This window comes from Tautonia plasticadhaerens (genome assembly GCF_007752535.1).
Taxonomy (GTDB): Bacteria; Planctomycetota; Planctomycetia; order Isosphaerales; family Isosphaeraceae; genus Tautonia; species Tautonia plasticadhaerens.
Window position 1 is genome coordinate 2,282,605 of record NZ_CP036426.1, and the last position, 21,297, is coordinate 2,303,901.

The window sequence follows — 21,297 nt, forward strand, 5'->3', positions numbered from 1 at the left end:
TCTCGAAAGGGCGGATGGGCGTCGGGCCGACGACGCCCTCCACCTCCCTCATCGCCCCCCCGTCACCTCCCCTTCGCCCGAACCGGCCGGGTGCAGGGCATGGATCGTCGCGTAGAGGTCGAAGCGGAGCGGCGACCCGTCCCCGGCGATCAGGTCGGTGGCGAGCCAGAACTGGTCGACGTGCGCCATGCCCTCGATCCGGAGGAAGACGCCCCGGCCGTCGGCCGTCGGCTCGGCGGAGGCGATCGGCACGGGGTTGTGGCCGATCCGATCGGGGTCCTCGGCCGAGTAGTGGAACGACCCGTAGGTCCCCGTCCAGCGATAGTTCCAGCGCTCGGCCCTGTAGCGGCGGGGGTCGGAGGCGGATTCCGGGTCGATCGGCCGGGAGAAGGTCACGAGGATGCCATCCTCCTGCGCCCGGAAGGACGCCGGCATGTGGATCGGCCGATCGGTGTAACGGACGCGCTGGAAGCTGCCGTCGGTCGCGGCCCCGGTCTGCCAGCCGTTGAGGCCCACGACGTAGAGCTGCCCGTCGCTCGGGCTGAACTCGGCCTCGCCCGACCCGGAGAGGAACGTCAGGCCGGGGAAGCGCACCGTGGCGGCCTGCGGGACGCCGCCGACCTCGTCTTGGAGCACCGAGAGCAGCGTGCAACGCCCCCAGGAGAGGTGGAGCATGCCTCCCCGGTGGTAATCCCCCCAGCGGTCCCCGGTGTACCAGAGCTGGCCGCCGCTGGAGTTGTCGGCCACCTTCGGGATGTAGCAGAGCGGGGGATCCGGCCGGACCCCGTCCGGCGCCTCGCCCGCGGAGCCGAGGAAGCCGTAGAAGCCCCCCTCCCGGACCAGGTCGATCTTCGACGAGGGCACCCAGTTCCCCTCGTTGTCCGCCGCCGTCACCTGCCCCTCGGGCCCGACCCCCAGGCCGTACGGGTGCCGGAACCCCCGGGCGAAGACGGAGAGGTTTGATCCGTCGGCCGAGACCTTCAGCAGGGCGCTCCCATGCGGCCCCCCGCCGGACTTGAGGAAGTAGAAGTTCCCCTCCGGGTCGGTCTCCAGCCTCATGGCGTAGGCGTGGTCCGCCCCTTCGATGATCAGGTCGTGATTGAACGACTCGTAGAAATCGGCCTCGCCGTCCCCGTCCTCGTCGTGCAACCGGGTGAGCTGGTCCCGTCCCAGGACGACCACCTCGCCCTCCACTACCTTCAGGCCGAGCGGCTGGTACAACCCCGTGGCGAACCGCTGCCAGGAGACGCGGCCGAGCCCGGCGTCGAGCCCCCGGACGACCCAGACGTCGCCGTGGGCCGTCGCCAGGGCCGCATCCCCATTCGGGAAGAAATCCAGGGCGCTGACGAAGAAGAGCGCATTGAAGGGATTCGCCTGCGGGACGGAGATCGTGTCGATCACGAAGGGGGATTGCCCGTCGTCCTCCCCCAGGGTGCCCCCGGTGACGATCGGCTCTCCCCACCGTCGGGGGCCGGGACCCCGGAGGGCCTCGAAGTCGGGCGCCTCGGGCTTCGACCGGGCCAGCCCCCGGAAGTCGTCGAGCCGGTCGACCCGCCCCGACCAGAGCAGGGCGGTCCCCGACCAGGCCGCCCCCGCCTCGATCGGCGCGATCACGTCGCCCCCCCGCAACTCCAGGGAGGACGCCCCCTCGTCGACCCGGAGCGCGACGGCCTGGGCGGTGCCGTCCTCGGCCGTCGCCGAGGCGATCATCACCCCGTCCTCGACCCGGACCGAGGGCGTCCCCTCCAGCTCGGCCAGCGTCAGCCAGGCGGCCGTCGAGAGGCCTTCGGCCCGGAGGTGGCGGGCGACGGCGACGACCTCGCCGAGCCGTTCCTCCGTCCCGACCTCCTCGACCGTCCCCCCGAGGATGCCGGAGGTGAGCAGCACCCGATCCCCGTGGAGACGCAATCCCCGATAATCGACCTCCGATCGGTCCAGCGGCCTCGGCGGCGCCCCCGGGCCCTCCGGCGGGTGCCGCCACGTCTTGGAAGGGTCGACGTACGAGAGTACGCCCCCCCCGAGGACTGGCTTCCGCAGGAGTCCGAACCGCAGCGGGTCGATCTCCAACGTCGCGTCGGCCACCCCGGCCACGACCGCGCAGCGTTCCTGGTCGAACAGCGTGGCGGTCGAGCGGTCGGGGCCCAGGAACACGGCCATCGCCTTCGGGCCGACCTGGAGCCCGGGGAGCCGGATCGAGTGGGTCAGGAACGGCCCCTTGTCCGTCTCCTGCCATCGGCCGTCGATCCAGTCGTCGTCCGTCTCGAACTCGTAGGCGCCGTAGCGGTGCGGATAGGGCAGGCCGGCCTGGTTCGTCTCGCCCCCGGGGGTCCACCGGGCGAGGTACTCGGCCTCCGACTCGTCGAAGCTCCAGAGGGCGATCGTCCGGTCATCCGACACGAGGGGGCCCTCCGGCGGCGCCACGATCTCCCGGACTCCGGCCGAGACCCGGACGTCGTCGATCAGCGCCCAGACCGGGCTCCGGTCCTCGATCCGGGTGCCGACGGCCAGCCCGCTCCGCTGCGAGGGGACCGCCCTGGAGGCGACCGGCCGATCGGCCAGCAGTTCGCCGTCGACCAGGATCCCGACCCGGTCCGGGCCCAGTTGCACGGCGACGTGGTGCCAACGCCCGTCCCCCAGGGTGCCCCCGGCCACCACGAGGGGAGGGTCGAGCGCGGGGGACACGAAGGCGACGTCGGCGGTCCCGGGCAGGACGACCAGCTCCCAGTGGGTGCCCGAGGTCGGCGCCTCGTTCGAGAGCAGGACCGCCCCGGCATCCCGGTCGAGCAGCCGGGCCCACAGCTCGACGGTGATCGGCCGGGCCTCCAACCGGGCGTCGGCCGGGGCGATGGAGCCGCCGGTCCGGGCGTCGAGCGCCTGGCCGAATCGGCCGTCGACGAGCCGGGGCGCGTCGTCGCCCGGGGCGAGGGGGCAGAGGAGGAGCAGCAACGCGATCGGCGTCATGGGGGGCGTCCTCGGCACTCGGGAGGGCGGGCGGAGGGGGGGGAGGTCCGCGGGCCCCCGGTGTCGGGCGAGGGGGCGGCGTTCGCGGCCCCCCCGGTCGCCCGTCGCCCCGCGTGCCGGGGCGGTCCGGGGGGCCCGGATGAGACGGCCGGTCGGCCCGGCCCGTCATCCCCGCATTATGCTCGGCCCCCGCCCCGGCCGATACCTCCTGCCTCCACCGGGGCGGGGTCGCTGACGCGGACCGGCCCGCCGGCCCGGACGCGTCGACGCATGCGCCCGACGGCCGATCCGGGCGTCCCCGTCGTCCCGTTGGCCCGGGAGCCGACCGCCCGCTCCCGTCGGGAGCGGCGTCCCCGGGGTCCTCCGGCTGGATCACCGACCGCCCCGCGACCGCCCCGACCCCCAGAACGGGCCCCGGCCCCGGGCCGCCCCGGGGGGAGGCGGACCGGGGCCGGGGCCCTTCGTCGATCAGCTCGGATCCCGATCGAGGTCGATCGGTCGTCACGGTTCGGTTCGGTTCGGTTCAGCCCCGGGCCCGCCGCCATCGGCGGCCCGACCAGGAGGCGCCCAGCAGCGTGATGGCCCACATGGCCAACGTGGCGGGCTCGGGGGTGGCGTGGGCCCCATTGGGGTGGCAGGAGCAGCCTTGGCCGTGCGACGGGAGCTGGGCCCCGGCCAGCGTCAGGTCATCCCAGCGACCCTGGAAGTCGGCCGAGGAGAGCAGGGCGACGGCGTCGCCGCTGAAGGCGAGGTCCTCGTCGGTCAGCAGGTCCCAGGGGATGGTCCCCGAGTCGATCGTCTCCCCGCTCTCATGGTGGAAGTCGACCCCGAAGGTGTGCATCAGCTCGTGGGAGATGTTGTTGGCGACGGCCGTCTCCAGGTCGTCGACCGAGTCGATCGCCGCGGTGTCGAAGTTGTCGAGGAAGGTGAAGCCGTCCCCGCCGATGTCGGCCAGGCCGATGGCCTGGGTGTTGTCCTTCGCCAGGGCGCCGGAGACGACGCTCAGGGTGTGGGAGGCCGGGCCGGGCTCGGAGATCAGGTCGACGTCGATGCCGCTGCTCCGGAATCGGTCCTCGACCTTGGCGACCACGTCGGCCTTGAATCCCTGCTGCTCCTGGGCGTTCGGGGCCCGGCCGAGCAGGTCGGAGACGACCGGGCTGCGGTGCCAGGCCGCGGGCTCGCCCTCGGCGAGGGATTCCGCCGCGGGGAAGGGGCCGTCGGAGAAATTCAGGTAGGCGTCGGCGGGCTCCTCGGGGGTCGGTGGCGGGGGGGAGGCCGGTCGAGGGGTAATCGGCCGGGCCGGAGTGGGCTTCGGGGCCGCCGTGGGCCTGGGGGCCGGGGCCGGCTTCGGGGCCGAGACGGGCCTGGGGGCCGGGGAGGGGGCCGGGGCCTGCATCGGCTCCGGGGTCGGCGGCGCCACGACCCCGCCCCCCCCGAAGAACGAACCCAGCACGAGGGGCTGATAGGGGACGAACCGGGCCCGGGTGGGGGCCGACGGCGGCGGGGGGGGCGCCGGGGCCGAGGCCTGCTCGACCGCCGGGGCCGGGGAACCGACCGTCGCCGAGCCGACGGACCAGCCCGCCAGCCGCATGGGGGTCAGCAGCAGCGGCTGATCCAGTTGCCCGGAGTTCCGGGCGTAGAACTCGGGATAGCTCTCCTCGACGCGGTCGACGACCTCGTCCTTCCGCTCCTGGCGACCCTGGAGCGTCTCGCCAACCCGTTCCAGCGTGCTCCAGGGGCCGACCACCTGGGTCGGCTGGGCCGAAGCAGCGCCGGCCACCCCGAGGGCGGCCAGGACCGGGACGATGAGCGAGAACCTTCGGACCATCATCGTCGACCTCCGTGTCTTCCGACGGCCGACCGCACTTCCTGGCGGAACGGCTGGCCGGGGACGTCGTCGCCCCGGCAACGGCTTCGAGCGAGAGAAGGGAACGAGGGGGAGTGAGAATCGAGGGGACATTCTCTGGTAGCACAACGCGTGCCGGACGGCCAGAATCGACCGAAGCCCGACCTCGCTTCCCCCCTGAACTCCACCGCAACCCCTTGCCAACGAACCGGAAACGGCCGCCGCTCGGTCCCCGGGCCGGCAATGGGCCGGACGCCCTCCCCCAGGAGGATCGACATCCGGCCCTCCCGATTTTGACAATGGGTTGGTAAAAAACGGGTTGCAACGACCTTGCCGGTCGTCGGGCATTCGCCTCGCGAGCCCCCCGGCGAACGGGTCGCCGGCCCGACTCGGGGACGCTTGCCCGGGCTCGGCCCGACCCGGCAGGGCTCGGGTGCTTGACACGGTCATGGCAGCGTGCCATCCCTGGTTCGAGGCCGGCGAACCCGCCGGCGCCCGGCGTCCGCCCCGACTCGACACCCCTGAGGCCCAGGAATGACCCCCTCGCCCCGACCTCCCCGATGGCCGTCGATGCTGCTCGCGCTGTCGTTGCTGCCGATCCCCGCCCCGAGCCGGGCCCAGGGGGAGGACCCGATCGTCCCCGCCGACCCTCCCGCCCGGTGGTGGAAGGGGAACCTGCACACGCACTCCTTCTGGAGCGACGGCAACGACTTCCCCGAGATGATCGTCGACTGGTATCGCCGCCGCGACTATCACTTCCTCGCCCTCTCCGACCACAACGTCCTCAGCCAGGGGGCCCGCTGGATGGACCGCGACGAGGTCGACCGCCGCTCCGGCGGCCGGGCCTTCGAGCGCTACCTCGAGCGGTTCGGGGAGCACTGGGTCGAGACCCGGGAGATCGACGGCCTCTCCCAGGTCCGGCTCCAGCCCCTGGTCGAATACCGGGCCCTGGTCGAGCAGGCCGGCCGCTTCCTGCTGATCCAGGGCGAGGAGATCACCGACCGCTTCGAGCGCAAGCCGATCCACATGAACGCGAGCAACCTCGCCGAGCGGATCCCGCCGCAGGGGGGCGGCTCGGTCGTCGAGGTGATCGACAACAACCTCAAGGCCGTGGAGGAGCAGGCGGAGCGGCTGGGGATCCCGATCCTCGCCCACCTGAACCACCCGAACTTCGGCTACGCGATCACCGCGGAGGAGCTGGCCGAGGCCGGCCGGGAGCAGTTCGTCGAGGTCTACAACGGGCACCCCGACGTCCACCACCTGGGGGACGAGCACCACGCCCCGGTCGAGCGGATGTGGGACATCGCCAACACCCTCCGGGTCGCCGCCATGGGGGTCCGGCCCCTGATGGGGCTGGCCACCGACGACAGCCACCAGTACTTCGGCACCGAGGGCTCCTCCCCCGGCCGGGGCTGGATCATGGTCCGGGCCCGACACCTCACCCCCGAGTCGATCATCGACGCCATCGAGGCCGGCGACTTCTACGCCTCCAGCGGCGTCACCCTGCGGGACGTCCGATTCGACCGCGAGGCCGGCGTCCTCGACGTCGAGGTCGAGCCCGAGCCGGGGTCCTCGTACTCCGTCGCCTTCGTCGGCACCCGGGCGGGCGTCGACCCGACCGCCGAGCCCGTGACCGACGCGGACGGCAAGCCGCTCGGAGTGACCGGCCGCTACACCGACGAGATCGGCCGGGTGCTCGCCACCGTCGAGGGGACGAACGCCCGCTACGAGCTGGCCGGAGACGAGCTGTACGTCAGGGCTGTCGTCACCTCCAGCCTGCCCCCCGACAACCCCTCGTTCGAGGGCCAGCGCCGGCAGGCCTGGACCCAGCCCGTCGGCTGGGAGTCGAGGATCGACCGCCCCGGCGAAGCCGATTGACCCGCCCGGCCCGGACGACCGGGCCCGAGTCGGATCGACTTCGAGGAAGGATGGGCGGGCACGCCGGGTCCGGTTCAAGGCGAGGCCTCCAGGGGTCCCGATCGTCCCCGATCGACTCGATCGTCGCCACCAGGTGGGACGGGCGGGGTCGAGCGTGATCCTCTCCCGCCCTCCGGGCTCTCCCCGACGATCGGCGAGGGAGGCCGGCCGGCCATCGGCCGGAGAGGAGGCACGAGGGCCCCGGCCGGCCGACCGCGCACCACGACCCCCCCACCGGGGGCGGGTCGACCCCCCGGGGGGACCGGCCGCGGTCGGTTCGAGTCCCGCTCAGCGCCGGGCCGCCAGCTCGGCGTCGGCCCGCTTCCTCGCCAGCACGAAGATCGTGTGGCGATCGGCCCACGGCGAGCCGAGCCAGGCGATCAGCTTCAGGAGCGGGAAGGTCAGCACCGTCAGCGGCAGGATCGCCGATCGGAAGACCTTGTGCTGGATCCGGGTCACGAGCGTCGTGCCCAGGGTGCCGAATCGGAGGTGGTCGACCGGTTCCAGCCCGCACTCCTCGACCAGCCGTTCGAGCTGTCCCAGCGTGTACCCGTTGCGGACGTGCCAGCCGTCCTCGGTCCGGGTCACCCGCAGGTGGTCGGCGTTCCCCTGGTAGTCGCGGTCGGGGGTGCTGATGTAGACGAGCCCGTCGTCATTGAGCAGCTCCCGGAGCTGGAGCAGCGCGGCCCGGTCGTCCCGGATGTGCTCGATCACGTCGAAGAGCAGGATCTGGTCGAACGACCCGACCGCCCCGGGATCCCGGGCCAGGTCGTCGAGCCGCTGGACGCGGAACTCCATCGCCTCGCCGATCGGGCCGAGGAACTCGGCCATCTCCTCGCAGGAGCGGCGTTCCCAGTCGTGGATCGTGATCCCCAGGCAGGAGGCGCCCCGGCGGGCGGCCTCGAAGGCGAAGTAGGCGTTGCCGCAGCCGCAGTCGAGCGTGCGGACCGGGGCCTCGGGGGTGCCGTGCTGGAGCATCTTCACCACGGCCGCCTTGTCCCGGCTGACCCAGTTGATCCCCGGCCAGAGCCAGTACTTCAGGGTCAACCGCAGCCGGGTCGCCAGGCCCGGCGACGTGCGGCCCGACCGGGCGGCCGGGCCGAAGGCGTGGGGGGCGGGTCCGATGCCGGCCATGGTGTCGACTCCTTCGACGTCTCGGGGGTCCATCCTGGGGGCGAGATCCGAACGGGCGACCGGACGGTATCAGATCGCCCGGGGCCGGGCAAGGGGAGCTGGAGACGTCGGGACAGGCCCCCGCCCGGCGACCTGCCGGACATCGACCTCAGCTCCCCCGGCTCGCCCTCATCAATCCTCCGCAGGGCCCTCCTCGTCGTCCTCATCTCGGGAGGGCCAGGTGATGCGGATGACCACGCGGTCGCCGTGGGAGCTGAGGTCGATGTCCGGCAGGTCGCCGGCCGAGAGCCTCGCCTCGATGTAGGCCGACTCGCCGTCGTCCCAGGTCTCGAAGCCGCCCGGGCCGTCGTCCCCGGGGGAGGGGGGGGGAGTCCCGCCGGCCATCGCGACCAGCGCCCGGAGCGTCTGCTCCAGGGAGGCCGGGGAGGTCCCGACCGGCGTGGCGGCCCGGCCGGTGGTCCGTCGCCTCCGAGGCGCCCTGGACGCTGTCATCGTCATGATTCGTCGCCTTTCGGGTCCGGCGTGCTGCCGGGCTGCTGGGGGGGGGATCGGGCACCCCGGGCCGGGGGGATGGCCTCGGCGAGGGGATCGCCTGTCTCCTCCCCCGGGGGGTATCTCTCGGGTGGGGACCTCCTCGTCCCCGGCCGATCGCCGGTCTCCGTCGACCGCCATCGGGGCGGACTTCCGGGCCGATCGAATTCTCCCATCCCCCCGCCGGGCCGTCTCTCCGGAGTTTCACCGAGTGCAGGCCGGGGGTTTCCCGCCCGGAGATCCCAGGGTCCTCCCCCCGACGGCCTCCTCCCCGGCGCCGGGCACGCCCGGGGGCCCGATTCGACCCGCCTCGACCCGACGCCCCCCCGGGGGCGCGTCGTCGGGGACGAGGCTCACTCGCCGGGGGAGACCAGGCCGACCCGGACGGCATAGCGGACCAAGCCGGCGATGTCCCGGATCCCCAGGCGGTCCATGATCTGGGAACGGTGCGTGTCGACGGTCTTGATGCTCACCTCCAGCCGTCGGGCGATCGCCTTGGTCGTCATCCCCTCGGCGATCAGCCGGAGGACCTCGCGCTGCCGGGCGGTGAGCGGCCCATCCTCCGCCTCCCCCCGGGAGGCCAGCCGGGCGTAGTCGGCCACCAGGTGGCCGGAGATCACCGTGCTCAGGTACGACTCGCCCCGGGCGACCGCCCGGATCGCCCGCTCCAGCTCCTCCACCGCGGCGTCCTTGAGCAGGTAGCCGGACGCCCCGCTGCGGAGCGCCTGCACCGCGTACTCCCGGGCCGCGTGCATCGAGAGGATGATCACCCGGATCGCCGGGAAGTCGCGCCGGACGCGCTCGGCCAGTTCCAGGCCGGTCATCCCCTTCATCGAGATGTCGGCAAGGAGGATGTCCGGGGGATCCGCCTCGATCCGGCGGATGGCCTCCTCCGCCGAGGAAACGTCGTCGGTGACCCGGATCTCCTCGATCCCCCGCAGGGTGGCCCGGACCCCGGCCCGGAACAGGTCGTGGTCGTCGACCACGAGGACTCGGATCGGGATCATGACGCGGCCCCCCGCCCGTCGGAAGCTCCCCGGGGCGGGAAGGAGAGCCGCACGCCGGTCCCCGAGCCGGGGCTCGACGCGACCTCCAACCGGCCGCCGGCCTGCTCGACCCGCTCCCGCATCCCGACCAGGCCGAGCCCCCGACGGGGGGGCAGCCGGCCGGGGTCGAACCCCTCGCCGTCGTCCCGGACCTCCAGTTCCAGGCCCTCGGGGTGCCCCCGCAGGGCGACGGAAAACCGGCCGGCCCCGGAGTGCCGGCCGACGTTGGTCAACGCCTCCTGGACGCCCCGGAAGCAGGCCGTCGCCACCGACGGGTCGACTCGGATCTCCGGCGGCTCGCAGGAGAATTCGCCCTCGATGCCGCTCCGGGCCCGGAACCGCTCGACGTACCACCCCAGCGCCGGGACCAGGCCCAGGTCGTCGAGGATCGAGGGGCGGAGGTCCAGGGCGAGGTCGCGCACCTGGCCCAGGGCGCCGTCCAGCAACGCCACGGCGTCCTCCAGCCGCTCCTCCCGGGTCTCGGGCCGCAACCGGGCGGACTGCACGTCGAGCTTGATGGCCGTCAGGGTCTGGCCGATCTCGTCGTGCAGCTCCCGGGAGAGGTGCCTCCGCTCGGCCTCCTGGACCTCCAGCACGTGCCGATTCAGTTCCCGGAGCCGGGCCGTCGTGGTCTCGAGCGCCTGCTCGACCCGCCTCCGGTCCCGGATGTCGCGCACGAAGACCAGCCCCGCGTCGTCCCCGTCCAGGGGGAACGGGGCGGCGGAGGGCTCAACCTCGAGCGTCCCGCCGCCCGGCCGGAGGATCGTCAGCTCCCGGAGGCCGACGGGCCGGCCCTCGTCCACCGCCCGCCGGGACAGCTCGACCATCGCCTCGCGATCCTCGGGCCGGAAGCGGTCGAGGATCGGCGTCCCGATCAGCTCCCCGGGATCCCCCGCCCCGAAGAGGCCCGAGGCCATCGGGTTGACGTACGAGAAGCGGCGACGGGCATGGATGAAGATCCCGTCGGGTGCCGAGTCGGCCAGCGCCCGGAACCGCTCCTCGCTGACCCGCAGCTCGTCCTCGGCCCGGCGCCGATCGGTCACGTCGAGCGCCATCCGCATCAGGAGCCTCCGGCCGTCGGGCAGCCGGCCCAGGGCGGCGGAGCTGAAGCTCCAGATCCGCTCCGAACCGTCCCGGATCCGGACCCTCGCGTCCGGCTCGGGGGGATTGCGGCCCAGGTCGAAGAGGGTCGTGATGTGACGCTGATACTCCCCGGACCGCTCGCCGTAGGCCCGGTCGGTCCAGTCGGCGAGGGTCCTCAGCTCCTCGACGCCGTAGCCGGTCAGCTCGGTCCAGGCCCGGTTGACCAGCAGGATTTCGCCGTCCTCGGCGAGGAGGATCACCGGGATCGGCGCGTGGATCACCGTGAGGCGGAACCGCTCCTGCGTCCGATCCCGGTCGCGCCGGGCGGCCTCCAGGCCGGCGAGGATCCCCCCAGCCTCCAGAGGAGCACCAGTCCGGTGACGGCCACGAAGGCCAGGCCCTTGACCAGGGCCGCGGTCGCCGAATGCCCCGACTCCAGGCCGAGCCGGCCGAGCAGGGAATCCGACCCCACGATCCAGGCCGCCGCCACCGCCACGTAAATCGACACGACCTGGCGGGCCTGCCGCCGGGCCCATCGCCCCGGGCCCTCGGCCGATCCCGGGGGCCGGCCTCCCGGCCGATCGCCGGCGGTGCCCGTGAGTTCGTCCCGAGATCGGATCATGATCGACTCGGCACCGGAGGAGGGCGGCCGGGCGCTCCCCCGTCGTCGGCGGGAGGGAGACGGTGGTCCACCCTGGGTCGTCGCAGGATCATCCTCGGCGATGGTCGATTATTGCGACATCACGCTTAATTGTTGCAGGCGAATGGGGGAAGGACAAGGCCAAGCCCTCGTGCGGGCGCCCCACCACATCCTGTTGATTGCCTCAACGGGGAGGCGAACCGCCCGGTGCCTCCCCTGCCGGTCCTTCGAGGAGCCCTCCCCCTCATGCGGGGGCCCGGGTGGGGTGTCTCCGGACTGCGCCCCCGGCCGGTGACGGTGAGCCCTATTCCCCGGGGCTCCGCCTCACCTGCTCGGCACGCCATTTCTCGGCCTCCCCCCAGCCGGCCGAGGGCGGTGTAGAGCTCGACCAGCAGCTCGGCGGTGGCGACGGGGAAATGCGTCTCCCAGCTCGGGGCGAGGGCGAGTCGGTCGACCGCCTGCTCGTGGCTCTCGAGCAGCAGCGGCTCGGCCTCGGCGTGCTTCCCCTGCCTGAGCAGGGCGGTGCCGAGGAAGAACGCCCGCTTGGTCGCCTGCCAGGAGTCGGGGTCAAGCTCGAGCTGGGTCGCCAGCGTCTCCCGGAGGAGCGGCTCGGCCCGGTCGGCGTGACCGGCCCAGAGGATGTGGGAGGCGAGGGCGAACACCTCGCCGTCGAGGACCTGGTGCGGGGTGTCGGGTCGTCTCCTCAGCCGGTCGACGACCCCTCCAGCCAGCTCGGCGGCCAGCTCGTGGGAGACCGTCAGTCGGAGGCGGGCGTAGGCCCGGAGGGCGCCCTCGTCCAGGGGCCAACCCGCGGCATCGATCCGATCGAGGGCGTCCTGGAAGACGGGGACGACCTCCTCCTCTCGAGCGGCGTCGACGAGCGCCAGGCCGAGGTCGGCGGCGGCCCGGACCAGGGCGATCGGATTCGAGGCCGGCTCCCGTCGGAGCCGTTCCAGGCTCGCCTCCAGCTCCCGGATGCGTTCGCCCTCCAGCCGATGGGCCTCATCGGGCCGGCCGGTGGAGTTGTAGAGCTCGATCAGCGAGCGTCGGGCGACGGCGAGCCCGTTCGGGTCCCAGGGGGGTTGGTCGCCCGCGTGGTCGGACAGCTCGCGGTATCCGTCGGCGAGAGGAGGCTCGGCCTCGGCGTGCTTCCCCTGCCTGAGCAGGGCCTGGCCGATCTGGACGCGAAGCTTGCCGGTCCACCAGCCCCGGTGGCCGTCGCCGCGGAGGGCCAGCTCGATCTCCAACGCCTCGAGGAGCCGGACGAGGGCCTCGTCGATGCGGCCGGTGGCGACGAGGCTGACGGCGAGGCCCTCGCGGGTGACGGCCCCGCGGTGGGCCCGGTTCTCGACGGGGAGGTTGGCCTCGAACAACGGGATTGCCGCGGCATGGTCGCCGGACTTGATCCGGTCCCAGGCGAGTGCGTTGCGAAAGGCCCAGGCGGCCGGATTGCGCCGGCCACCGGCCTCGGCCGCGGCGATCGCCTCCCGAAGGAGCCGGTCCGCGTCGGCCGGGCGGCCAGCCCGGGTGTAGATGTCGGCGAACACCCGGTGGGCGGCCACGACGCCCGGGTGATCGAGGGGGGCGTCGCGGACCGGGAACCGCGTCAGGATCCCCTCCATCTCGGCGATCGCCTCGTCGAAGCGCCCGAGGAGGGAGAGCGCCTCCGCCAGGTTGACGGCCGACCAGAGGGTGTAGAGGTGGTCGGGCCCCAGGTGCTCCCGGGTCGAGGCTGCGAGGGCGCGGTAGTCGTCGACGGCCTCGGCGAGTCGCCCCGAGGCGAGCAACAGGGCCCCCCGGAGGATCCGGGAGTTGGCGGTCTCGGGGTGGTGGGGGCCGAGCACGCGGGCCTTGTCCGCGATCACCGCTTCGACCTCCGCCTCGGCCTCGTACAGCCGATCGAGCATCCAGAGGGCCTCCGCCAGCGCGTGCCGGGCGTCGAGCGCCGCCGGGTCGTCGAGCCCGCGCGAGGCGGCGAAGAGGGCGACGGCGCGGCGGAGGTGGTCGAGCCCCTCCTCGTAGCGGCCGATCAACTGGTAGGAGTTCCCGACCGTCTTGAGGACCTCGGCCTGGATGGAGGGGAGGCCGGGGAACCGCGCGTCGATCCGCTCGGGGGCGAGCCGGGCGGCGGCGCGGTCGAGCAGCTCGCCGACCGTCGGGTCCGCGGCCACCTCGAAGTCCTCGCCGCCCAGGCGACGGGTCTCGGCCTGCGTGAACTCCGAGGCCTGGCCGAGCAGGTCGGTCTGGAGGAAGTTCCGGACGGCCTCGGACGACCGCCGCTCCTCCTCGGCTCGGCGGCGCTCCCGGTCGGCGGCCCATCGCTGCGCGATCGCCTCCGCCTCGTTCGCGCTCGCCTCGGCGAGCGCGGCCTCGGCCCGGCGCTCGGCCCGGCGGGCCTGTACGGCCAGGGCGGTCGCCAGCACGGCCGAGGCGGTGAGCAAGAGGACGAAGGCCGACCCGACGGCGACGGCTGCCCGATTGCGGCGATAGACCTTGCGGAGCCGATAGCCGAGCGTCGGCGGGCAGGCCTCCACCGGCTCGTCTTCCAGGTAGCGCTGAACGTCTCGGGCGAGGCCGTTGGCCGTCTCGTAGCGGCGGGCGCGGTCCTTCTCCAGCGCCTTCATCACGATCCAGTCCAGCTCCCCCCGCAGGACCTGGCCGAGGCGATCGAGCTCGACGCGGCGGGCGGCCGGCAGCTCGGGTTGGGTCCTCGACGCGCTCAGCCGGGTGCTCGGCCGATCCGGCTCCTCCTCGCGGATCAGCCGGAGCACCTCGTCGAACGCCGCCGAGGCCAGCCGGGCGCGGTCGATCGGCGTGCTGCCGGTGAGCAGCTCGTACAGCAGCACGCCCAGGGCGTAGACGTCCGACCTCGTGTCGATGTCCAGCTGGTTGAGCCTCGCCTGCTCCGGGCTCATGTATTCGAGCGTGCCGATGACCGAACCGAACGCGGTGAAGAGCGTCCTGTCCGTCAGCTTCGGGCCCGTCGCCTTGGCGACCCCGAAGTCGATGACCTTCGGCACCGGATGGTCGTCGTACAGCGCGACCAGCACGTTCGACGGCTTGACGTCCCGGTGGATCACCCCCTTCTGGTGGGCGTGCTGGATCGCCTGGCAGACGGGGACGAACAGCGCCAGCCGGTCGCGGAGTCCGAGCTCCTGCTCCTCGCAGAACCGGGTGATCGGCACCCCCTTGACCAGTTCCATGACGAAGAACGGCGAGCCGGACTCGGTCGCCCCCACGTCGAGCACCCGGGCGATGTTGGGGTGGTCCATCATCGCCAGCGCCTGGCGCTCGGCCTCGAACCGGGCGAGGATCGACCGGGAGTCCATCCCCGGCCTCATGATCTTCAGGGCCACCGTGCGACGGACCGGCTCCTCCTGCTGGGCCATGAAGACGACGCCCATGCCCCCCTCGCCGATCTGCTGGAGCAGCTTGTACGGGCCGACGCGGACGCCGGGCCGCTCGGCCGGGGCGGCGGCCGTGAGCGTCGTCCCGACGGCCGGCCGCTCCAGGAAGACGCCCGACCCCTCGCCCGCGGCCAGCAATTGCTCGACCCCGAGGCGGAGCCCGGGGTCGCCCGCGCAGGCCCGGTCCAGGTACGAAGATCGCTCGGCCGGGTCGGTGATCTCCAAGGCCGCGAGGAAGATGGACCGCTCGTTCACGGTGGGGCTCCGGCACGGGTTTCGGGGGATGTGGGGCACGCATACTGGGGTGCGCCCGGGTCGCGGGACGGCGCGCGGCGGTCGATCGGCGTCGGCCCGATCGGGGCCGATGGGGGCTCGATGCCCCGTAGGCCCCGGGGCCCGGAGATCAGCCCGAGGCGGCCTGGACGGCCATCGAGAAGCAGGGGTTGGCGTCGCCGACCGGCTCAAGGACGGGGAAGAGGATGCCGACGGGTGCCGCCTTGGGTCCCGACTCAACCCCTCCGGCCGGCTCGAAGACCGGGAAAAGGATGTTCACGGAGTCCGGCCCCGCCAGCGAACTCGGCGGCACGGCTGTGACGGCCGGGACGACGGCCATCAAGTCGCTGGACTCCTGCATCCCCGGCATGAAACGGGTCGTCCGGGTGGGGGCAGGGCGACCTGGGCGGGCCGGGGGTATGCGGAGGATCGGGCGCATGATCGGTCCCTCGTCCGGTTCTCGGGGACGGCGGTCGGGCCGACCACCCCGGTCGAAGGGTCGAACGATCGGCCTGCCGACATCCCCATGCGAGAATCGCGGGCGACGACCGCCAACTTTTCTTCAGGGAGCGCCCCCGCCCGGGCCGCCGGTCCCTTCGATGGCCCGTCGCAGCCAGGCACGGGCATAGGCCCAGGTCCGCTCGGCGGACCGGGTCGAGAGGCCCAGGACCGAGGCCGCGTCGGCCATCGAGAGGCCGGCGAAGTAGCGGAGCTTGACCAGTTCGGCGGCCTGGGGGTCGGCCTCGGCCAGCAGGCCCAGCGCCTCGTCCACGGCGAGCAACTCCTCGGGCCGACCCGGGGCAGCCACGTCCGCGGGGTCGCGATCGACCCGGTCGAGGCCTCCGCCGCGCTTCAGGCTCGCCTTGCGCCTGGCCGCCTCCACGAGGATGCGGCGCATCGCCTCGGCCGCGGCGGCGAAGAAATGGCCGCGGTTCTCCCAACGACCGCCGCCCGAGGGACCCACGAGCCGGAGATAGGCCTCATGGACCAGGGCGGTCGCCTCGAGCGTCTGGCCGGGGAGTTCTCGGCCGAGCTCCCGGGCGGCCAGGCGGCGCAGCTCGTCGTAGACCAGCGGCAGGAGCAGCTCGGCCGCCTCCGGGTCGCCTCGCTCGATCGCCGAGAGGATGCGCGTGACGTCGTCCATCGCCTGGTGCCGCCCGCAACCCATCCCCCGCGCCTCGATGAGCCGCCGAGGCCCATCACCCGGGCCGCGACGAAGCCCGGTCCCCGGGACGGGTGATGTCTGCTTAAGGTTATCCGACGGATGGGTGTGGAGGCAGCCTTACCCGGGACGGCAAGGAAGTCCGCTCGTGCTGCGTCATGTAATCCGGCTTGCTTTCCTCGATCCGCCGGCCCCACAGGGCCGATCGGGCACACCGTCGGGCCCCGGCCCTCGGGGCCTCGGAGGCCGTGGGGGATGGCCCGGGGTCGGGGAGAAACCCGACACCCCCTCCGTGAGATCCCCGAGGGACCGGGAGCCCTGGGCATCGGACGATGTCTGGGGGAGTGGAGGCGGCCGGCCGGCCCCCGGTCGGCCGGCCCGAACGACCGCCGCCCCCCGGGGAGGACAGTGGGTGTCACGACGGGTGTGCCACCGAAGATGCCGGTCGACGCCGCCCGGCCGACGGGAAGGTCGGCGCCTCGAAGCCGAGGGGCCCCCCACCTCCTCGACTCCCCGGCGGCCCCGGGGCCACCCGGCCGGGGCCGAGGCGCCCGGGCCGTCGGCCTCCCCGACCGGGCCTCGGCCCGACGACCCCGGTCGGCCTCCCCCCGAACCCCGGATCACCCCGACAGGGCAGGCAGGACGTGTGATGGACCCACTTCGCGTCATCGTCGTGGACGACAGCCCCGTGATGCTCCGGAGCATGGCTCGACTGCTGGTCGGGCTCCCCGGGGTGCAGGTCGTCGCTCGGGCGGCCTCCGGGGTGGAGGCCCTGGAGGCCTCGGGCCGGCTCAGGCCCGATCTCGTCCTGATCGACCTGGCCATGCCCGGGATGGACGGCCTGGAGGCCTCCCGGAGGCACTCCGCCGCCTCCGACGCGCCGACCGTCATCCTGACCACCGTCCACGACCTGCCCGAGTACCGCGAGGCGGCCCTCGCCGCCGGGGCCCTCGACCTGCTGATCAAGTCGGAGCTGGGACGCCTCCTGGGACCGGCCCTCCGGCTCGTGCCCCGACGCCCCGCCGACGGCCCCCGGCCCCGGTGATCCCCGGCCCGGGCGGCCTCCCCGGTGCCCGACAAACTCCACCCGACCGACGCGTCCCGCACGCCCGACGCGACGAAGCTTGACTCGATCTTGACGCGGCGAATATCAGGCCCTATGAACTCTCCAGCAGGTGCGGCGATTGTGCGCCGGCCGGTCCCGAGACACCTCCCCCCCGAGGCCCTGAACCAGCGATGGCCACGACCAAGAAGGGTGACACCCCCAAGGCCAGGAAGCCGGCCGCCGAGAAGACCACGGTTGACGCACCGAAGCGCGCGACCAGGAACACGGCCGCCGCCGCCGCCAAGGCCGACGGCGCCTCGAAGACCTCCCCCGCCAAGCCCGCCGCCAAGAAGGCCGCCCCCGTCAAGCTCACCGACAACCAGGTCAAGTTCCTCCAGGCCATCGCCGCCGCCGGCGAGGCCGGCTACGAGCCCCGGAACAAGAACGAGCAGCGCAGCATCGACGCCCTCGTCACCCGCAAGCTGCTCAAGAAGGGGGCCAAGAACAAGGAGACCGGCAACGCCCGATACCTGCTCACCAAGGCCGGCACCTCGCACCTGCCCACCGCCTGACCCGGCCCGCCTCGAGCTGACCGGGGCAAGCCCGACGCCCGAGCCCCCACGACGTCGAGGGGCTCGGGCGTCCGTGGGTCCCGACCGGGCCCCGTCGGGGTTCACGCCTCGATCGAGGCCTCGACCATCCCCCTCCGCTGGAGCCACCGGGCCGCCTCCCAGCAGAGGATCGCCCAGGCCATCCCCGCGCACCAGCCGGCGAGCACGTCGGTCGGGTAATGCACGCCCAGGTAGATCCGGCTGAGGCCGACGAGCGCCGTGATCGAGGCCGCCACCGCCACGATGTAGAGCTTCAAGGCAGGCCGCTCGACCAGCCGGGCCAGCAGCGCGCCGAGCGTCAGGTAGGTGACCGCCGCCAGCAGGGAGTGCCCGCTGGGGAAGCTCGCCTGGGAGGCGTGCATCAGGTGCGGCACCACGGAGGGCCGGGGCCGGTCGTAGAGCCCCTTGAGCGTCGAGCTGACCAGCTGCCCCCCCACCGTCGCCGCCAGCACCAGCGCCGCCGCGTGGTACTTGCGGTCCATCAGCAGGAAGCCGACGGTCGAGGCCGTCACCAGGCCGATGATCGCCACGCCCCCCATCGCCGTCAGGTCCCGGACCAGTTCCTCGACCACCGGCCCGCCGATCGGGTCCGAGGGGTCGTCCGGGCTCCTCAAGGCCATCAGGATCCGCTCGTCCAGCTTGACGGTGTCCCCTTCCGACACCTCGTCGGCGATCTCCAGGAAGCCCCAGGCGCCGCCGACGACCGCCAGGATCGACAGCATCACCACCAGGTCGATCCCGCCGACCGCGTCCCTCGCCCGCCGGGCCAGGGTCAAGAACCGATCACGCACCGCTCGTCCCTCCTCCGCCGATCACCCGGGTCGACAACGCTCTCCTGCGATTGGACCCGGTCCTCCCCGACCCCGGCAAGTGGCGCGCCCCGCCCTGCTCGACCCTTGACGGCCCCTCCCTGGCCCCCCGACGATGGTCCGCGTCGCTCCCCGATGGACCCGCCCCGGAGACCCTCCCCTCACCATGACCACCCCCGAGGCGTCGGCCTCTCCCCCGGGATCGCCGGGCCGGGACCTCCTCGCCCTGGTCGGCTTCCTGGCCCTCTGCTTCTCGGCGGCCGGGGTCGGCGGGTGGCTGACGGCACGAGGCCTGGGGGCGTGGTACGACTCGTTGCGCAAGCCGTCGTGGAACCCGCCAGGCGCCGTCTTCGGCCCCGTCTGGACCCTCCTCTACGCGAGCATGGCCGTGGCCGCCTGGCTCGCCTGGAGGCGATCGGGATGGGCCGGGGCCCGGGGCGCCCTGCTCCTCTTCGGCCTGCAACTGGTGCTGAACGTCGCCTGGTCCGGGCTGTTCTTCGGCCTGAGGAGGCCCGACCTCGCCCTGCTGGAGATCGCCGCCCTCTGGCTCGCCATCCTGGCGACGCTCGTCGCCTTCGCCCGGGTCCGGCCCCTCGCCGGTTGGCTCATGGCCCCCTACCTGCTCTGGGTGACCTTCGCCACCGCGCTGAACTTCGCCCTCTGGCGGCTCAACGCCCCCTGAACCGCCCACGGCCCCCGAACGGACGTTGCCCATGACCTCCGCCCTTCTCGCCTGGCTATTAACCCTCACCCCGGCGAGCGACGACGGCACCGAGACGACCACCCCGCCTCCTGGCCTCGGGGTCGTCTCCGGCCGGGTCACCTACGACGGCCCGTTGCTCCCCCCGGTGCTCAACTCCGAGGCCGGCACCCGTCGCCAGCCCATCGAGGTCGATCCCGACGTGAAGGGCCTCCGGGAGGCGGCCGTCTGGCTCGACGGAGTCCCCGACGACGCCACGGCCCCGCTCGACGAGGAGCAGGGACCGGTGGTCGTCGACCAGATCCAGTTCGAGTTCGTGCCCCACGTCCTCACGGTCCGGGCCGGTCGGCCGGTCGCGTTCCTCAACAACGACGTCGCCAACCACGGCGTCACGGCCTCCGCCAGATCCGATCGCAACCGGTTCAGCGTCACCCGGCAGCCGGGGGACGAGTACGTCCACTGCTTCGACGCCTCCCGAGGGCCGGTGGCGATCGGCTGCCCGGTGCACGCGGCGATGTCGGCCTGGGTCTTCGTCCTCGACCATCCCTACCACGCCGTCACCGACCGGCTCGGCCGATTCGAGCTGCCCCCCGCGCCCCCCGGTCGCTACGACCTCGTCGTCCACCACCCCGACGGCGGCCTCAGGAGGCGGGTCCCGGTCGACATCCGGGCCGGGGACCGGACGGAAGTCCTCGTCGACTTCCACGCCGGGGATCTCCGACCCCCGGGACGGCCCTGAGCCTCCCCATCCGACCTCGACAGGACCGGCCCGACGCCGTAAGGTCCCCGCACCGGCCCGGCCCCGGGTCGGGCCGAGTCCCCCAGCCCGTCGATGGATCGACCCCGGAGGAGGCCCGTCATGACGACGACCGCCCGGACCCGCCTCGCCCTGTTGATGGCCCTGACCCTGACCGCCATCCTCCGCTCCCCGCCCGCGGCCCTCGCCGACGGCGAGCCGATCGACGTCCACGCCGAGCTCCGGGCCTTCGAGGACACGCAGCGCCGGGAGGTCGACGAGGCGATCGCCAATCTCCAGGAAATGATCGACGCGACCACCCGGGAGATCGCCGCCTCCCGGGAGAAGCTCGGCGCGGCCGAGGCCGGGCTCCGACGCCTCCGTGCCCTCCGAGACGCCCTCGATCAGCCGGACCCGACCGCCCCCGAGCCGGCCGCACCGGCCCCGGCCGTCATCCCCGGCACGCTCGACGCCGTGGTCCCGGCCTCGGCCCTCGGCGAGCCGGCCTGGCACGGCTCGATCCGCATCTCCGCCGCCGACGGCGGCCCGCTCGACCTCCGGCACGACAGCGGAGACGCCTCCGGCCAGGTCCAGGCCGGTGCGTTGCAGGCCGATCGGATCGAGATCCGGGTCGCCTCCCCCGACGACGCCCGGGTCGTCGCCCGGGCCCTCCGGGGGGACGGCAAGCCGGTCGTCTCCTGGCCCGACCTGCACGTCGGGCCGCAGACCCCGGCCGACCCCGCCCGTATCGAGGCGATGCAGCAGGACCTCGACCGCCTGGCCGAGGCGGTCGACCGGATCGACCGTCGGACCTCGGGCCCGACGCCGGTCCCGGCCCCTTCCCGGGTCCCCGCACCGGAGCCCACCCCCGTCACCGTCGAGCCCCCCGCCGAGATCCCCCCCGCCCCGGTCATCCCCGACTGATCGGTCGCGCGGTCGGTCACCCGATCATCCCGGGAGGCGGCTCCTCCAGCCAGCCGGCGTCGATCACCCCCCAGAGGCCGATCAGGATCGCCTCAGCCGCGTCATGCCGGAGCGAGGTCGGCCTCGGGGCCCCGGACCAGTCGATCACCCTCCGGGCGATCGCGTCGGCCTCCCGCTTCGGCCGGCCCCGGTCGCCGAATGCACCCAGCGCCTCCCGCCAGACCTCGGCGCCGATCACCCGGGAGGCGATCCCCCTCCGCCCCGCCTCCCTCCGCCAGACCTCCGCGATCGGCCCGCCGCCTTCGAGGACGATACGCCGAAGCTCGGGGATGGCCTCGAAGATCCCGGACGCCCCCCGCTTCAGGGCCGATCGGCTGCCGAAGTGCTGCGACCGATACCAGACCAGCCGCCCGTCCCCGCCGAACAGCGCGAGGCCGGTCCTCAACCCGGTGTCGACGGCCAGCAGGGCCAC

At 73.5% G+C, this 21,297-nt stretch carries 18 protein-coding genes; 6 read left to right on the top strand and 12 right to left on the bottom strand.

All coding sequences use genetic code 11. From position 1 onward, the window contains the following. Positions 1–48: 48 nt before the first annotated feature. The gene (locus ElP_RS08745) at positions 49–2,961 is read right to left on the bottom strand and encodes a LamG-like jellyroll fold domain-containing protein (protein WP_145268419.1); all 2,913 of its coding nucleotides are present in this window, start codon (positions 2,959–2,961) and stop codon (positions 49–51) included. A 523-nt stretch (positions 2,962–3,484) separates the two neighbouring features. Further along, complete coding sequence (locus tag ElP_RS40560; protein WP_197446824.1) at positions 3,485–4,792, bottom strand: hypothetical protein; 1,308 nt, start codon at positions 4,790–4,792, stop codon at positions 3,485–3,487. A gap of 585 nt (positions 4,793–5,377) precedes the next feature. Here ElP_RS40560 and ElP_RS08755 point away from each other — a divergent pair. After that, a complete protein-coding gene (locus ElP_RS08755; RefSeq protein WP_145268421.1) occupies positions 5,378–6,685 on the top strand; it encodes a PHP domain-containing protein in 1,308 nt (435 codons plus the stop codon). A 327-nt stretch (positions 6,686–7,012) separates the two neighbouring features. Here the strand turns inward: ElP_RS08755 and ElP_RS08760 are convergent, their stop codons facing one another. The 8 genes from ElP_RS08760 to ElP_RS08790 form a co-directional block, all read right to left on the bottom strand. Continuing rightward, positions 7,013–7,858: a class I SAM-dependent methyltransferase gene (locus tag ElP_RS08760; protein ID WP_197446825.1), complete on the bottom strand. Its 846-nt coding sequence runs from the start codon at positions 7,856–7,858 to the stop codon at positions 7,013–7,015. A 171-nt stretch (positions 7,859–8,029) separates the two neighbouring features. Beyond that, complete coding sequence (locus ElP_RS08765) at positions 8,030–8,356, bottom strand: hypothetical protein (protein ID WP_145268425.1); 327 nt, start codon at positions 8,354–8,356, stop codon at positions 8,030–8,032. 386 nt (positions 8,357–8,742) lie between these two features. Next, positions 8,743–9,396 carry a response regulator gene (locus tag ElP_RS08770; protein WP_145268427.1) on the bottom strand — a complete coding sequence of 218 codons (654 nt, stop codon included), beginning with the start codon at positions 9,394–9,396 and terminating at the stop codon, positions 8,743–8,745. After that, positions 9,393–10,799 (bottom strand): PAS domain-containing sensor histidine kinase, encoded by a 1,407-nt coding sequence (locus ElP_RS08775; protein ID WP_197446826.1) that lies wholly within the window; start codon positions 10,797–10,799, stop codon positions 9,393–9,395. The genes ElP_RS08770 and ElP_RS08775 overlap by 4 nt, the downstream gene beginning before the upstream one ends. After that, positions 10,796–11,140 (bottom strand): hypothetical protein, encoded by a 345-nt coding sequence (locus ElP_RS37750; RefSeq protein ID WP_197446827.1) that lies wholly within the window; start codon positions 11,138–11,140, stop codon positions 10,796–10,798. The genes ElP_RS08775 and ElP_RS37750 overlap by 4 nt, the downstream gene beginning before the upstream one ends. A gap of 125 nt (positions 11,141–11,265) precedes the next feature. Further along, positions 11,266–14,820: a serine/threonine-protein kinase gene (locus ElP_RS08780; RefSeq protein ID WP_231749582.1), complete on the bottom strand. Its 3,555-nt coding sequence runs from the start codon at positions 14,818–14,820 to the stop codon at positions 11,266–11,268. A gap of 148 nt (positions 14,821–14,968) precedes the next feature. Next, a complete protein-coding gene (locus tag ElP_RS08785; RefSeq protein ID WP_145268433.1) occupies positions 14,969–15,208 on the bottom strand; it encodes a hypothetical protein in 240 nt (79 codons plus the stop codon). 192 nt (positions 15,209–15,400) lie between these two features. After that, positions 15,401–15,982, bottom strand: a complete 582-nt coding sequence (locus tag ElP_RS08790) for an ECF-type sigma factor (protein WP_145278322.1) — start codon at positions 15,980–15,982, stop codon at positions 15,401–15,403. A 667-nt stretch (positions 15,983–16,649) separates the two neighbouring features. On the opposite strand from ElP_RS08790, the gene ElP_RS08795 reads away from it, so the two are divergent. Continuing rightward, a complete protein-coding gene (locus ElP_RS08795) occupies positions 16,650–17,045 on the top strand; it encodes a response regulator (RefSeq protein ID WP_145268435.1) in 396 nt (131 codons plus the stop codon). 191 nt (positions 17,046–17,236) lie between these two features. Beyond that, entirely contained in the window at positions 17,237–17,617 is a 381-nt protein-coding gene (locus tag ElP_RS08800; protein ID WP_145268437.1) for a hypothetical protein, read from the top strand. A 101-nt stretch (positions 17,618–17,718) separates the two neighbouring features. Here ElP_RS08800 and ElP_RS08805 read toward each other — a convergent pair whose 3' ends face one another. After that, the gene (locus ElP_RS08805) at positions 17,719–18,447 is read right to left on the bottom strand and encodes a phosphatase PAP2 family protein (protein WP_197446828.1); all 729 of its coding nucleotides are present in this window, start codon (positions 18,445–18,447) and stop codon (positions 17,719–17,721) included. Between the two features lie 184 nt (positions 18,448–18,631). On the opposite strand from ElP_RS08805, the gene ElP_RS08810 reads away from it, so the two are divergent. From ElP_RS08810 to ElP_RS08820, 3 genes are all read left to right on the top strand, one after another. Continuing rightward, complete coding sequence (locus tag ElP_RS08810) at positions 18,632–19,147, top strand: TspO/MBR family protein (RefSeq protein WP_145268439.1); 516 nt, start codon at positions 18,632–18,634, stop codon at positions 19,145–19,147. 31 nt (positions 19,148–19,178) lie between these two features. Continuing rightward, the gene (locus tag ElP_RS08815) at positions 19,179–19,904 is read left to right on the top strand and encodes a carboxypeptidase regulatory-like domain-containing protein (protein WP_145268441.1); all 726 of its coding nucleotides are present in this window, start codon (positions 19,179–19,181) and stop codon (positions 19,902–19,904) included. Between the two features lie 120 nt (positions 19,905–20,024). Further along, the gene (locus ElP_RS08820; RefSeq protein WP_145268443.1) at positions 20,025–20,825 is read left to right on the top strand and encodes a hypothetical protein; all 801 of its coding nucleotides are present in this window, start codon (positions 20,025–20,027) and stop codon (positions 20,823–20,825) included. A gap of 16 nt (positions 20,826–20,841) precedes the next feature. Here ElP_RS08820 and ElP_RS08825 read toward each other — a convergent pair whose 3' ends face one another. After that, positions 20,842–21,297: a hypothetical protein gene (locus ElP_RS08825; RefSeq protein WP_145268445.1), complete on the bottom strand. Its 456-nt coding sequence runs from the start codon at positions 21,295–21,297 to the stop codon at positions 20,842–20,844.

Excerpts from the sequence above, each read along its gene's own strand:
- ElP_RS08745 (WP_145268419.1), bottom strand. The coding sequence starts at position 2,961 with ATGACGCCGATCGCGTTGCTGCTCCTCCTCTGCCCCCTCGCCCCGGGC.
- ElP_RS40560 (WP_197446824.1), bottom strand. The coding sequence starts at position 4,792 with ATGATGGTCCGAAGGTTCTCGCTCATCGTCCCGGTCCTGGCCGCCCTC.
- ElP_RS08755 (WP_145268421.1), top strand. The coding sequence starts at position 5,378 with ATGCTGCTCGCGCTGTCGTTGCTGCCGATCCCCGCCCCGAGCCGGGCC.
- ElP_RS08760 (WP_197446825.1), bottom strand. The coding sequence starts at position 7,858 with ATGGCCGGCATCGGACCCGCCCCCCACGCCTTCGGCCCGGCCGCCCGG.
- ElP_RS08765 (WP_145268425.1), bottom strand. The coding sequence starts at position 8,356 with ATGACGATGACAGCGTCCAGGGCGCCTCGGAGGCGACGGACCACCGGC.
- ElP_RS08770 (WP_145268427.1), bottom strand. The coding sequence starts at position 9,396 with ATGATCCCGATCCGAGTCCTCGTGGTCGACGACCACGACCTGTTCCGG.
- ElP_RS37750 (WP_197446827.1), bottom strand. The coding sequence starts at position 11,140 with ATGATCCGATCTCGGGACGAACTCACGGGCACCGCCGGCGATCGGCCG.
- ElP_RS08785 (WP_145268433.1), bottom strand. The coding sequence starts at position 15,208 with ATGCCGGGGATGCAGGAGTCCAGCGACTTGATGGCCGTCGTCCCGGCC.
- ElP_RS08790 (WP_145278322.1), bottom strand. The coding sequence starts at position 15,982 with ATGGACGACGTCACGCGCATCCTCTCGGCGATCGAGCGAGGCGACCCG.
- ElP_RS08795 (WP_145268435.1), top strand. The coding sequence starts at position 16,650 with ATGGACCCACTTCGCGTCATCGTCGTGGACGACAGCCCCGTGATGCTC.
- ElP_RS08800 (WP_145268437.1), top strand. The coding sequence starts at position 17,237 with ATGGCCACGACCAAGAAGGGTGACACCCCCAAGGCCAGGAAGCCGGCC.
- ElP_RS08810 (WP_145268439.1), top strand. The coding sequence starts at position 18,632 with ATGACCACCCCCGAGGCGTCGGCCTCTCCCCCGGGATCGCCGGGCCGG.
- ElP_RS08815 (WP_145268441.1), top strand. The coding sequence starts at position 19,179 with ATGACCTCCGCCCTTCTCGCCTGGCTATTAACCCTCACCCCGGCGAGC.
- ElP_RS08820 (WP_145268443.1), top strand. The coding sequence starts at position 20,025 with ATGACGACGACCGCCCGGACCCGCCTCGCCCTGTTGATGGCCCTGACC.